The 13,251-nt window shown below is 28.4% G+C and carries 13 protein-coding genes; 10 read left to right on the top strand and 3 right to left on the bottom strand.

What is annotated here, in order from left to right:
* Nucleotides 1–20 precede the first annotated feature (20 nt).
* Nucleotides 21–437, bottom strand: coding sequence for a transcriptional regulator PerR (perR, locus tag ACX0KU_RS01320; protein ID WP_472991150.1), 417 nt, complete (start codon nt 435–437; stop codon nt 21–23).
* A gap of 175 nt (nt 438–612) precedes the next feature.
* Here perR and ACX0KU_RS01315 point away from each other — a divergent pair, with 175 nt between their 5' ends.
* The 9 genes from ACX0KU_RS01315 to ymfI all read left to right on the top strand — a co-directional run bounded on the left by ACX0KU_RS01315 (nt 613) and on the right by ymfI (nt 11,498).
* Nucleotides 613–1,989: a PhoH family protein gene (locus ACX0KU_RS01315; protein ID WP_472991149.1), complete on the top strand. Its 1,377-nt coding sequence runs from the start codon at nt 613–615 to the stop codon at nt 1,987–1,989.
* A 203-nt stretch (nt 1,990–2,192) separates the two neighbouring features.
* Nucleotides 2,193–3,617, top strand: coding sequence for an LCP family protein (locus ACX0KU_RS01310; RefSeq protein WP_472991148.1), 1,425 nt, complete (start codon nt 2,193–2,195; stop codon nt 3,615–3,617).
* Nucleotides 3,618–3,766: 149 nt separating this feature from the next.
* The gene (locus ACX0KU_RS01305; RefSeq protein ID WP_472991147.1) at nt 3,767–4,783 is read left to right on the top strand and encodes a phosphodiester glycosidase family protein; all 1,017 of its coding nucleotides are present in this window, start codon (nt 3,767–3,769) and stop codon (nt 4,781–4,783) included.
* A gap of 15 nt (nt 4,784–4,798) precedes the next feature.
* Nucleotides 4,799–5,869 (top strand): hypothetical protein, encoded by a 1,071-nt coding sequence (locus ACX0KU_RS01300; RefSeq protein WP_472991146.1) that lies wholly within the window; start codon nt 4,799–4,801, stop codon nt 5,867–5,869.
* Nucleotides 5,870–5,993: 124 nt separating this feature from the next.
* Nucleotides 5,994–6,689: a site-2 protease family protein gene (locus tag ACX0KU_RS01295; RefSeq protein ID WP_472991145.1), complete on the top strand. Its 696-nt coding sequence runs from the start codon at nt 5,994–5,996 to the stop codon at nt 6,687–6,689.
* Between the two features lie 182 nt (nt 6,690–6,871).
* Nucleotides 6,872–7,516 carry a tRNA (guanosine(46)-N7)-methyltransferase TrmB gene (trmB, locus tag ACX0KU_RS01290; protein WP_472991144.1) on the top strand — a complete coding sequence of 215 codons (645 nt, stop codon included), beginning with the start codon at nt 6,872–6,874 and terminating at the stop codon, nt 7,514–7,516.
* 188 nt (nt 7,517–7,704) lie between these two features.
* A complete protein-coding gene (locus tag ACX0KU_RS01285) occupies nt 7,705–9,903 on the top strand; it encodes a methyl-accepting chemotaxis protein (protein WP_472991143.1) in 2,199 nt (732 codons plus the stop codon).
* A 144-nt stretch (nt 9,904–10,047) separates the two neighbouring features.
* Nucleotides 10,048–10,665 (top strand): DUF3793 family protein, encoded by a 618-nt coding sequence (locus ACX0KU_RS01280; RefSeq protein WP_472991142.1) that lies wholly within the window; start codon nt 10,048–10,050, stop codon nt 10,663–10,665.
* 92 nt (nt 10,666–10,757) lie between these two features.
* Nucleotides 10,758–11,498 (top strand): elongation factor P 5-aminopentanone reductase, encoded by a 741-nt coding sequence (gene ymfI / locus ACX0KU_RS01275; protein ID WP_472991141.1) that lies wholly within the window; start codon nt 10,758–10,760, stop codon nt 11,496–11,498.
* Between the two features lie 96 nt (nt 11,499–11,594).
* Here the strand turns inward: ymfI and ACX0KU_RS01270 are convergent, their stop codons facing one another.
* Both ACX0KU_RS01270 and ACX0KU_RS01265 read right to left on the bottom strand, forming a co-directional pair.
* Nucleotides 11,595–12,182: a restriction endonuclease gene (locus ACX0KU_RS01270; protein ID WP_472991140.1), complete on the bottom strand. Its 588-nt coding sequence runs from the start codon at nt 12,180–12,182 to the stop codon at nt 11,595–11,597.
* A gap of 20 nt (nt 12,183–12,202) precedes the next feature.
* Complete coding sequence (locus ACX0KU_RS01265) at nt 12,203–12,787, bottom strand: restriction endonuclease (protein WP_472991139.1); 585 nt, start codon at nt 12,785–12,787, stop codon at nt 12,203–12,205.
* Nucleotides 12,788–13,035: 248 nt separating this feature from the next.
* On the opposite strand from ACX0KU_RS01265, the gene ACX0KU_RS01260 reads away from it, so the two are divergent.
* Nucleotides 13,036–13,206, top strand: a complete 171-nt coding sequence (locus ACX0KU_RS01260; protein WP_472991138.1) for a zinc-ribbon domain-containing protein — start codon at nt 13,036–13,038, stop codon at nt 13,204–13,206.
* Nucleotides 13,207–13,251: the final 45 nt, after the last annotated feature.

The raw sequence follows: 13,251 nt of genomic DNA, 5'->3' as shown, positions 1-13,251 counted from the left end.
AAAAAAGAATAGACAAATGTCTATTCAATATTTTTGCAGTTATTACAAAGTCCATAAAAATATATTTTGTTAGAAAGGACTTTATAATCAGTATAAACTCCTATTTTTTCATTTAATTCATTAAAAGATATACCATCGATATCATCAACTCGACCGCAAGACATGCATTGAATATGAGGATGAGGAATGGTATTAGCGTCATATCTAAAGTTACCTTCTCCAACATTAAGTTCTTGAACTAGATTTACTTCAACTAGAGTTTTTAAAGCTTTATAAACAGTGGCTAAACTCATGGTTGGATAAGTTTGATGTAAGGCTTTATAAATAGTCTCTGCTGATGGATGTTCTTTAGTAGAAGTAAGATAGAAATAAACTGCTATTCTTTGAGGCGTTAATTTAAGCTTCTTTTCTTTAAAAATTGTCGTAATATTATCCATAACAATCACCCTTTTTTAAATTGGATATTTATATTATATAATAAAGATTATTAATAGTCAATTACAGCTTATAGACTATTGAAGTATAAAATTTAAAATTCAGGTTTTAATTTTTTTAATACATATATAAACTCATAAGCGTAATATAATGTAGAGAGAGAGGGGGAAATAGATATTGAGTAAAACTTATGTTTTAGACACTAATGTAATTTTATATTCTCCACGTTCTATATTATGCTTTGATGATGCTAATGTAGTTATACCTGAGGTAGTTCTAGAAGAATTAGACGGGTTGAAAAAGAATAACGGGGAGCTTGGAGCTAATGCACGTACGGCAGCTAGGCTTATAGATGCTCTAAGAAAAAAAGGAAATCTTAATAAAGGAATAGAGCTATCTAATGGAGGAACATTAAGGGTAGAAATGAATCATTACGATACAAAGATACCACCATATTGGGATAAAATGAAAGCGGATAATAGAATAATACAGGTATGTATAGGATTAAAAGAAAAAGGAGATAACGTATATTTAATTACAAAAGATATATTTGAGAGAATTAAGGCAGATACTGTAGGTATCAAAGTTGAGGATTATTATGAAAAAGTAGTTCCTGAATATGATGATCAGTATACAGGAAGAACTGAAGTATATGCGCTATCAGAAGATATAGATTCTTTTTATAAAAATAGATGCTTAGATATAAGCAAATTAAAAATTTATAATGAGAACACAGAAGAGTATTTAAGGCCAGAGCTTTATGTTAATCAGTTTTTAATAATTCATTCCTTCGAAAATTCAAGAAAAACTGCCCTTGGTAAATTTGATGGTGAAAAGATTATTCCTCTTATATATAAAGATATAATTCCTATGGGGATATCTCCTAGAAATGTAGGTCAAAGATTTATGTTAGAAGCCCTTTTTACTAGCGCCAAAGAAGTTCCGTTAGCTATAATAAAAGGTCCAGCAGGTACTGCAAAAACTTTATATTCCCTTGCAGTTGGACTTCATAAAATATTGGAAGAAGACCAGGGTCAATATAGAAGAATATTAGTGTGTAGGCCCAATGTAACTATGGATGAGGATATTGGATATCTGCCAGGTACTGAGCAGGAAAAGATTGCTCCATATATGAGACCAGTATTAGATAATTTAGAAATTTTAATTGATTCTGATGAAAAAGAGAGATATAAAAATGAAAAAGAGTTAAATGATAAAATAAGAGAGTTGTTTGATAGAAGAATTATTACTACTGAAGCAGTAGCTTTTCTTCGTGGAAGATCTATAGTAAAAAATTGGGTAATAATCGATGAGGCCCAAAATCTATCTCCAAAACAAGTAAAAGCTATTACAACAAGAGTAGGTGAAGGAACAAAATTAATACTTATAGGTGATCCAGAGCAAATAGATCAACCTTTTTTAGATTATAGATCCAATGGACTATGTTATGCATCTGAAAAAATGAAAGGAAGCCCATTATGCTATCAAGTTACTCTTAAGTATGATGAATGTGAAAGATCTGCTCTTGCACAAGATGCTTCTCAAAGACTATAAAATAAAACGCCGACATTGTTGGCGTTTTATTTTATGAAAGGGCTTGTTTTTTCTAAAGCTAGATATGTAACGAATATTTTAAGTATAAATATAATAATATGTGGTTAGTAATATAATGTAGTAAAAGGTTAATAATAACTTACATTTAATACATAATAATTTATTTTTAACTTTTTACAAGGTAGAATAAGGGGTTGAATTACTTGGATAATCATGAAGAGAAAAATTTAAAGAAGATAGATAAAAAAAAGATATTAATAATTATACTTATAAGTATAGCGTTTATACTCCTCTCAAGCGGATTATATATATATTATTCATTTAAAAATAATAGTTATATGGGAGGAGATTTTAACAATGGTAAGCAGGATGGAAATATAGATGGTTATAAAGAAATAGAGGGTATATCTAATCTACTTTTGCTTGGAAGTGACGCAAGAAGTCTAGAAGAAAATTCTAGAACAGATGCTATATTAATATTATCCATGGATAACATTAATAAAAAACTAAAACTTATATCAATAATGAGAGATACATATGTAAAGATTCCAGGTCATGGAGAACAAAAGATAAATCATGCCTATGCTATAGGTGGGGTAGATTTATTAAGGGAAACTATACAAGAAAACTTTGAAATAAAACTAGATAAATATGCTGTAATAAATTTTAAAGGTTTTGAAAAGTTAGTAGATGTTATAGGTGGGATAGAAGTCAATGTGACAAAAGAGGAAATGGATGAGATAAACAAATTTATTAAAGAAGTAAATCCTAAAAATCCTCACTTAATTAAATCACCAGGATTTCAGCGATTAGATGGACAACAGACATTAAGTTACGTGAGAATAAGGAAGGTAGGAAATGGGGATTATGAGAGAACTAAAAGGCAAAGAGAAGCTGTATCACTTCTAATGGATGAAATAAAGGATCTTAATGTACTAAAATACCCAATAATAGCTTCAAAGCTTTTTCCATATTTCAAAACTAATATGGAGATAAATACAATTCTTAATTATGCATATACAGTATATAAAATTAACAATTTTACTCCAGAACAAATCCAAATACCTATAACAGAAATAAGTAGACCAGAAATGCTAAAAAATAAAGGATGGGTATTATTAATGGATAGAGAACAAAATACTGAAATAATTCACAATTTTATTTTTAAAGATGTAAGGTATGATGTTAAGACTTTAGATTATATATCCTTTAATAGGGCTTTAGAAGGTTATAAGGAACAGGTAAGCACTAATGAGTCTGAAAGATTACAACATGAAGATAGTGAATCTAATGAGAAATATTATTATGATAAAATTATAGAAAATAATAATGAGAACAATGATAATAAGAATGATGACAGTAGTGATAGTAAAGAAAATATAGATAACGTTAAGGATCAGGAATTAGAGGATAAAAAGAATAATTTAGAAAATGAAGATATGTTAGAGGATGAAAAAAAAGACGATTTAGAAGATTACAAGGAAAATAGTCTACAGGATGAAAATATAAATAATCAAAATACCAATGATGAGAGTAAGATAAAAATGTCAGATGAGAAAGAATATAAAGAGGAAGTTATAATTAATAGTGAAAAAGCTACTGAAGAAAATGAGAAAATAAAAGAATAAAAAGTTAGAATGAAGTAAAAATAGATAGAAAAGGCAAATTTGTAACTAAAACTGTCTAGTTTACAAAAAAATTAATTTGAAAAAAGTTATATTTGTTGTACAATAAATTATGGGTTGTTTTGAATTTTTAAAAAAAGGATGATTAATATATGAAAAAAGCACGTACGAAAGATAGTAAGAAAAGAAAGAAAAAAAGGCTTTCTTTTAAATTGTTTATAGCTTTCTTAGTTTTTGAATTTGTATTTACAGGTATAACAGGTCCTTTTATGCTCTATTATGGTCCTTTTGAGAATGCAAAAAGTACAATGGTAGGTGCAGCTATGACAACACTTACTCATCAGTGGATTGCAACAACCTTTCTAAGCCAAGAGCGTATAGATAAAATATTGGGAGAAAATAAAATAGAGGACATAGTAGCTAATGAGGATGAAGAAATAGAAATAAAAGATACTCATGATAATACTATAGAAAGATATGAGATTGATGGAAAGAGCTTTACAGGATATTTATTAGTAATTAAGAATCCTAAGCGCGTAAAGGTAGGATATAGTAGCAAACTTGGTAAAGCAGGAGAAACTACAAGTAAAATTGCAAAAACAAATAATGCAGTAGCAGCCATAAATGCAGGTGGGTTTACGGACGAGTCTGCTAGCGGAAAACTTTGGACAGGCAATGGAGGACTTCCAACAGGAATAATAATGTCAAAAGGCAAAATTATTTACAACGACTATAAAGATGATAGTGTGAAGGATAATATTGTTGCAATAACTAAAGAGGGCTTACTTTTGGTTGGTAAACACTCAGTTGGACAATTAAAAGAAAAAGGAGTGAGTGATGCTGTTTCTTTTGGACCTGCTTTAATAGTAAATGGGAAAAAGACTATTACAAGTGGAGATGGTGGCTGGGGAAAGGCACCAAGGACAGCTATAGGACAAAGAAAAGATGGAGCAATACTTCTATTAGTTATTGATGGAAAGCAAATAAAAAGATTAGCTGCAACCTTAAGAGATGTACAAGATGTATTATATGAACATAAGGCATACACTGCTAGTAATCTAGATGGAGGCTCATCGGCTACAATGTACTATGAGGGAAAAGTTATAAATGAACCTGATAATGCATTGGGAGAAAGATCAATACCTTCAGCAATATACGTAGAACCTTAAAGGAGAGAAAAAGCAATGAAAGCTTTAAAAAGAATAATTGTATGGATACTTTTATCGCTTGTTATGCAAATAGCAGTTTTATATTATGTGGATAAATATTTATTTGCATCCGAAGAGGTAAGTTCCATTACAAGTATAAAAAAGATTGATAGAGAAGAAGATAAGAAAAAAGATGTAAACATATATGTTCCAGAAGAAGCAGAACAAATAGCATTATCCTATGATGGAAGTTATTTATCCTATTATGAAGATGATGAGCTTAAGTTAGTAGATGCTTATACGGGACAAGAAAGTACTATCGGACTTGAGGACAAGCTTTCTGTATCATTTTACAAATGGGCACCAGATAGAAACATACTTCTTATATCAGGAAAAAAGGAATATAATAACAGTGCTAAATATCTATTTTATTCCTATGATGCAGAGAGAGGATTAAAAGAGAAATTAGAAACAAAAGAGCAAGAAGAAACTGCTTTTGTTTCTAATAAATCTTCAAGTATTGAAGACCTTCAGCTATCTCCACTTACAAATATGATATATGTAAAAGCTACATTAAATGGTGGAAGAAGCAATATTCAAAGCATTAATATAATGAAAAGAATTAACAAAGTAAGCACTCAATCTTACTTTATAGGAGACATAAGAATAATACCTAATGACGATAGAATAGCTTATGAAGATTTTACAAAAAACAAAGTTTATGTTACAGGAAAGTCTAAAGCAATTAATATTGAAAATGTAGACAAGTTAAGCCTTATAGATGTAGACGATAATGATAATATCTATGTAGGAGAGCTTGAGGGGGATTATTTAAAAGGAGCTTCAAGGTTTAAAAATATATATTACGGAACAACTGGTGAAGACTCAGATAATTGGAAAAAGATTAGTTTAAATGAAGTTATAAATAAAAAAGATATTTATATATCAAGAGACGGCAAAATCTATATTAATGATAATCTAAAAGGAATTGTTAGAGAAGTAAGTTCAAATAAACAAACCTCATACAAGGGTATATTTGTACAGATGTATGACGATGGAATAGCTTCAATAAGTGACGGTAAGCTTATCACTGTAAAATTAAATTAATCTAAGTATAAATACACTAAAAGACCTTATTTCTATATTATAGAAGTAAGGTTTTTTAGTGTATTTATGTTTTTTATAGATTCTTTTGATATAATAAAAATATAAAAAAGTTAGGAGGCAGAGAATGTTTAGTAGTGAAGAAATTTTAAATACAATACTTCTTATACCGGGAATTCTTTTAGCATTTACTTTCCATGAGTACGCTCATGCATGGGTGGCATATAAATTAGGAGACAAAACACCTAAGTTTCAAGGAAGGCTTACATTTAATCCAATGTCTCATATTGATCCATTAGGATTTATAATGATTTTATTATTTAATTTTGGTTGGGCAAAACCAGTGCAAGTGAATCCAAGTGCGTTTAAAAATTATTATAAAGATGATTTAAAAGTATCTGTAGCAGGAGTTATAGGGAATCTAATAGCTGCACTACTGTCAAGTATTATTTTAATAATAATAGCAAAGGTTTTTTATCCTAATCAGGCATTTACGGAAATTTTAACTTTACTCAGTATAGCAGATAATACATTAGGATTTATACTATTTTCAATAGCATTTCTATCTATATATATAAATTGTATACTATTTGTCTTGAATTTAATTCCTATTCCTAGCTTTGATGGATTTCATATATTGAGAGATTTGTTTCCTAAATTCTTTTATAGAATTGAGGGTAAATTGTATAGATATCAAATGGTAATACTTTTTGCTTTTATTCTGCCTATTTTTGGCGGATATGCTTTAATTGATTTTATTTTAGATGGACCTGCATCATTACTTTTAGATTTCTTTATAAATATAGTTAGGTTTATACTTTAGTACTTACTTTGCATTAATGGAAGGAATTATGGAAGCGTAAGGAAAAAGTAGGAACTTTCGTATAAACAGAATTTTAAGCTATTAAAAAGAGCTAAATGGTTGTCTGGTAGATAGTATTAAAGTATAATATAAACTTAGGATAATATGAGAGTATAGTTTACTCCAAGGAGGAATAGATTAATATGAGACTAAGGAAGAAAAGATGGGCAAGACCTGAGCTAGAAGCAAGCCCTTTGTTTAAGTCTTTTGAAGAAGCAAAAGAGTTAAAGGGACGATGGAGAGAAGAGTTTAAGAATGATAATGATATATATTTAGAACTTGGCTGTGGAAGAGGTGGTTTCGCTGCTCAAGTAGGAACAAAATATCCAGATAAGAACTTAATTTCTGTAGATATAAAAGATGAGATTTTAGTATATGCTCTTAAAAACTTATTAAAGGCAGAGCTTAACAATGCAAGAATAATAGCGATGCAAATTGCATTTATTGAAGAGATTTTTGGAGAAAATGAAATAAGTAGAATATATATAAATTTCTGCAATCCTTGGCCAAAGGATAGACATAAAAAGAGAAGACTTACACATACGAAATTTTTAGATAAGTATAAAAAGTTTATAAAGCCAGGGACAGAAATTCATTTTAAGACCGACGACTTAGAACTATTTGATGAATCATTTGAATATTTTTCAGAAAGCGGATTTGAAATATTATTTAAAACTTATGATTTACACAATAGTGAATATGCAGAAGAAAACATTATGACAGAGTATGAATCAAAATTTAAGCAATTAGGGATAAAGAGTAATTTCCTTATAGCTAAATTAAAATAATAATGAGATAAAGAGTATATAAGATTAGTATTCAATCTTATATACTCTTTATTTTTTGTATAAATCTATGATAAGTCTATGTAAATTATTGTTAAAACCTCTTTACAATTGAATTTATTTATTTTAGAGATGATAGAATGTGGTTAATAAGTTCATTACTAAAATTATCTAGGTAAGGGGTAATATACATGAAGAGTATTATTGCAAAGTTAAAAGGAATAAAATTAGTTTCTATTAAAAATATGTTTTTAAAAGTTAAGTCGAAAAAAATTAAATTAAAAGATTCAAATAAAAAACCTAATAAATGGTTTAAAGACATTGGAAAACATAAAGATAATATAATCAGTAGAAAAACGAAAAATATATATGTTTTTAAGAGTATAGGAACTAAAATAATCATTCAAATTACCTTGCTTGTTATGATAATATGTTCTATATTAGGATTTATTTCTTATAGTAGTTCTTCTAAAGCTTTAAAAGATAGTATAAGTACAACTTTATTAAATAGAGCAGAGGATGGGGCAAAACTAATAACAGCATTAGTAGACGAAAATACAAAGTCTTTAAGTATATTCGCTACAAGACCAGATATTCAAAGTATGGATTTTAATACTCAAAAAACAGTTATGATAACTGAAGCTGGTAGAATGGGTTATAACAAGCTTAGCATATTAGGTAAAGATGGAACTATGTATTTTACAAATGGACTTAGTAATAAAATTAATTTATCTCCAGAAAATAAAGACACAAAATATTTAAGGGATGGATTGATAGGGAGAGCAAGTATTTCAAATCCCATACTAGGTTCAGGTGGACATAATAATTTAATACTTGGTATATCAGCTCCTATAAAAAATAATTCTGGAGAAGTTCTAGGTGTTATTGTTGCAGAGTTAGACTTATCTAAGTTAAATGTAATAGTTCAAAAGACAAAAGTAGGAGAAGAAGGATATGCATTTGTTATAGATGAAACAGGAGCAAAAGCAGCACATAAGGACATGAACTTAGTATTAAAAAGAGATAATGATATAGACAAAGCGAAGAATGATGATAGCTTTACTAAATTAGCGCAGATACAAAATAAAATGATAAACAAGGAGTATGGGTATGATTTATATTCTGTAAATGGAAAAGATATGATTATATCTTATGCTCCAGTGCCTAATACTGAATGGGCATTAGCTTTAACACTACCTAAAGATGAAGTTTTTAAAGAAGTAGATAAATTAAGAACTAATATTATCATTGGAACACTAGGATTTATAATTTTAGGAATTATAGTAGGAATAGCTTTTGCTAGAGATATAAAAAAGCCTCTTGTTAAAATGGAGAACTATGCTGAAAAATTAGCAGAACGTAATCTATCACATAGAATAAGTATAACGAGAAAAGATGAGTTTGCAAAGACAGCATATGCCTTAAATACAGCAGTGGATAAACTTGAAAAAGTAATTAATTTAGTTAAAGAGGAAAGCTGTAAAACGTCTAATTCTTCTGAGAATACCAATAGTATGATTAATGAAGTTAATAATCTTTTACAGCAAGTACAGGCTTCATGTGAGGAAATTACAGCAGGAATGGAAAATTCAAATAGTAATCTTTATGATATAACAGAAAAAACTCAAAAGGTTAAAAATGAAGTTGAAAATACTTTAAAAAATATAAAAAGTGGATTTCAAGCTGCTGGGGAAATAAAGGTAAAGGCTGATAATATAAAAAATAAAACTTATGAATCTAAGGATAGAATAGTGGATATATATAAGAATTCAAAAGAAGAGTTAGAAAAATCCATAAATGATGCTAAAGTAGTTAATGAAGTATCAAAAATGGCTGATAGTATTCTTGCTATATCAAAACAAACTAATCTTTTGGCATTAAATGCTGCTATTGAGGCTGCAAGAGCTGGAGAATCAGGAAAAGGGTTTGCAGTAGTTGCTCAAGAAATAAGAAAATTATCAGAAGAGACTTCAAGCACTGTTGAAGATATTCAAAGTCTTGTAAAAAATGTATTAACCGCAGTTGATGAATTGGCAATTTCTTCAGAGAATACTCTAGATGTTATAGAAAAAGAAACTATAAAAGACTATGATAATTTTATAAACATAGGAGAAGCATATAAAAGCGATGGAGATATAATCAAAGATATCATTGAAAACTTGACACAGGCAACAGATAATATTTCTTTATCTATAGATGATATAGTAAATAATATGGAAGAGATAAATATTTCAGTTAGTGAAGCTACTATAGCCTCTTGTAAAATAGGGGAAAGCATTAGAGAGATAAGTAATAAAAATGAGACTATTACAGGAGAGTCTAATGAAAACTCTATAAGTGCACATAGGCTATTAGAATATGTGAATAAGTTTAAAACGCAATCTATATAAAAAAATTACATAAATCATAAATGTAGAGATTTCTATATTTATGATTTTTTATTTAAAAGTATTAAGTTTCCCAGCAATGTACACACTATAATACAAATAGTGTATTTACTATGATTTAAAATAGTGAAGATGAGGGAGATTTATATGAATAAATTATCTGAGAATTTCATGAATTTTATAGATAAACTTGATGATAGAAGTTATCTCTTATCTATAATAGCATATAATGCAGCTCCGGCTTTAGGCAAAATAAAACCTTCATATCTTATAATATTTCATAATAAAGGAAAAAAGAAGCTTTATGATTTTTGGCAAAAGTATAAAAATAGTATAAAAGAAGAGCTAAATATAAAGTTTTTCGAGTTAAAAAGAATAGAAGATAGTGAAGTTGTCCTTTTTTATAATGAAGAACAGATAAAACTATTATTAGAAGAAGAGAGTAATTTAAATTTTCTTGAAAAATACGGATATAGTAAAAGTATGGATATAGATGAATGTTTACAGCATTTAAAGGAAAGATATATAAATTTGTGTCCTCATGAGATGGGAATATTTTTAGGATATCCTATAGAGGATGTAATTGAATTTATAGAGTTCCCTCATAAAAAGGCATTAATGTTTGGCTATTGGAAAGTATATAATAACTTAGAAAAAGCAATAAATACCTTTAACAAATATGATGAGATGAAAAATGAGGTTATAAAACTTATAGTAAAAGGAATACAACCATATAAGGTTATTACTAACATAGGCCTCAAATGAATATATAAATGAATTATAGATTTTTCTTGACAAAAGAAGAACTGATATTTATATTTTCATTATAATGTATATTTCTAAAGGTGGGTAAATATATGAAGTTTAAGGGGAAGATTGTCTTAATTACAGGAGGAAGTAGGGGGATTGGGAGGAGTATAGCTAAAGAGTTTTCTAGGCTAGGAGCATCCATAATCATTAACTATAAGAATAATGATATAGCAGCAGAAGAAACTTTAGAAGATATTAAAGCTATGGGTGGTTATGCAATAAGTATAAAGGGTGATATTAGTAGTTATGAATTTACAAATAGAATGATAAAAGATATAATACATAGATTTGGTAGAATAGATGTTTTAGTTAATAATGCTGCGGTATCTAAGGTAGGACTATTTATAGATATGAAAGAAGAAGATTTTGATAGTCTTATAGATACAAATCTAAAAGGCATTTTTAATACCTGTCATAATGCAGTCAAGTATATGCTAGAAAAAAGAAGTGGAAGTATTATTAATATATCATCTATGTGGGGACAAGTTGGTGCATCCTGTGAAGTTTTATATTCAGCCTCTAAGGGTGGAGTAAATTCATTTACAAGAGCACTAGGAAAAGAACTTGCAACCTCAGGAATAAGAGTTAATGCTATTCAGCCAGGTGTAATAGATACGGAAATGAATAGATGGATGTCAAGTGAAGAAAAGAAAGCTTTAGAAGAAGAAATACCTATGATGAAATTCGGAGAGGGAGAAGATATAGCTAAACTAGCTGTATTTCTAGCAAGTAATGAGTCTAAATACATTACATCTCAGATAATTACTGTAGATGGGGGATATTTATAAATCATTAATAATCTCTAGTCTCTAATCGCTATCAGACAAAACCAAGATTTTGATTTTAGCGATTAGAGATTGGTGACTAGTGATTGTCTTTAGAATCTATGACAAGGCTTTAGCGGGAGTAGTATCTATTAGATTAGAGTGCTCGTTGACTAAATCTTTCCCATCATATATGGTTATAGAATAAGAAGAAGGTAAGGAGTGAACATAATCAATAACATCTTGAGTCACAATACCACTTGTCATTACTATTCCATTTTTGATACCATCGCCTTCCATAGCTCCAAGTAACTTTCTAATAACTTCAATATCTATAAAGTAACTTGCATCATTTGAATATAAATATCTTTTACATTCAACATAGTGTACTTCAGTTCCACTTTTACATATAATATCTTTTCCACCGTCTTTACTTGGAGGAGTTATAATCACATCAGTATAACCTTTACTCTCAAGAAGTTCAGCACACCAATGTTCGAATTCAAGAGGAGATAGACTATGAAGGTCTTTTAGATTAATAGATCCTTGTTTTAATCGCTCGACATTTTCATATTCACTACGATACATTTTTAGTAAGTTTGTAGATTTTAAAACTAGCTTTATAAATTTAAATCCTATGATAATAAGGAGTATAGTATTTATAAATTTAAATAAGTTATTAAAAATCACAGCAAGATAGTAATACATAAATATTCACCTCTTTAAAATTATTGTGAAATTACATCTATTAATGAAAGATCTATAATATTCTTTTTTCTAATATCCCAGCAGGATTTAGATAAGCTAATTCCATCCATAAGTTGTATGTTATATTCCTTAGGAAGACTATTAACGTAATCCATAGCTTCTTTAGTAAAATATCCATTACTCATAACTATGCCATTGAGAATTTCATCATGTAGCATACAGCCAATAAACTTTTGAAGTTCTGGACGTCCTATTGAGTTATAATCATCATTGTTATTATTTTCTTTAGAATCTGATTGAATACAACTCACATATATCTTATTGAAGTTAGAATCACTACAAATTAGAGTTAATCCTCCGTGAAATGATTCAGATACAAAGTTGATATTAGCATAGTTATTTTTTGTTAGATAATAACTGCAGAATTCCTCAAACTCGCTAAAACTTAGCTGAGATAAGAAATGTCTGGAAGTTAATCCGTACATAAGTTTTTCTTCTTTGAATCTGTTTTCAATTTTATTATTAAAGGACATTAAATATTTATTTAGTAGTTTAAATAATATTAAAATCCCTATTAGTAAAAAAAACTTAGAATAAGTATTCATTTATACCACCTCATTAACTTTTATTTAAATTCTAGACATAATTACGGATTATATACATTTAATAAAAAAGTCTTATAACATTAATGAGTTTTTGTGTAGAAAAAACTAGTGTTTAATGTGGAAAAAATTGAAAAAAATTACTGAAATTCTATTGAATAGTAATTATTAATATGATAAACTTATATATAAAATAGAGCGATAAAAGTATCAATAAACCATCGCATTTAAGAAAAAAGGAGAGTTTTATAATGGCAGATAGAACATTAGTATGTAAAGATTGTGGAAAAGAATTTGTGTTTACTCAAGGAGAACAAGAGTTTTACAAAGAAAAAGGATTTGAAAATGATCCTGTAAGATGTCCAGAGTGTAGAAGAAATAGAAAGCAACAATCAGGAAATAATAGAGGATTTAATAGATAATAGCAAATATGAGAACTGTGTATACAGTTCTTTTTTTATTTATAT

This window comes from Clostridium sp. X, assembly GCF_055755365.1.
Note: the sequence above shows the minus strand (reverse complement) of the source record. Positions and strands in the feature narration are given on the sequence as shown.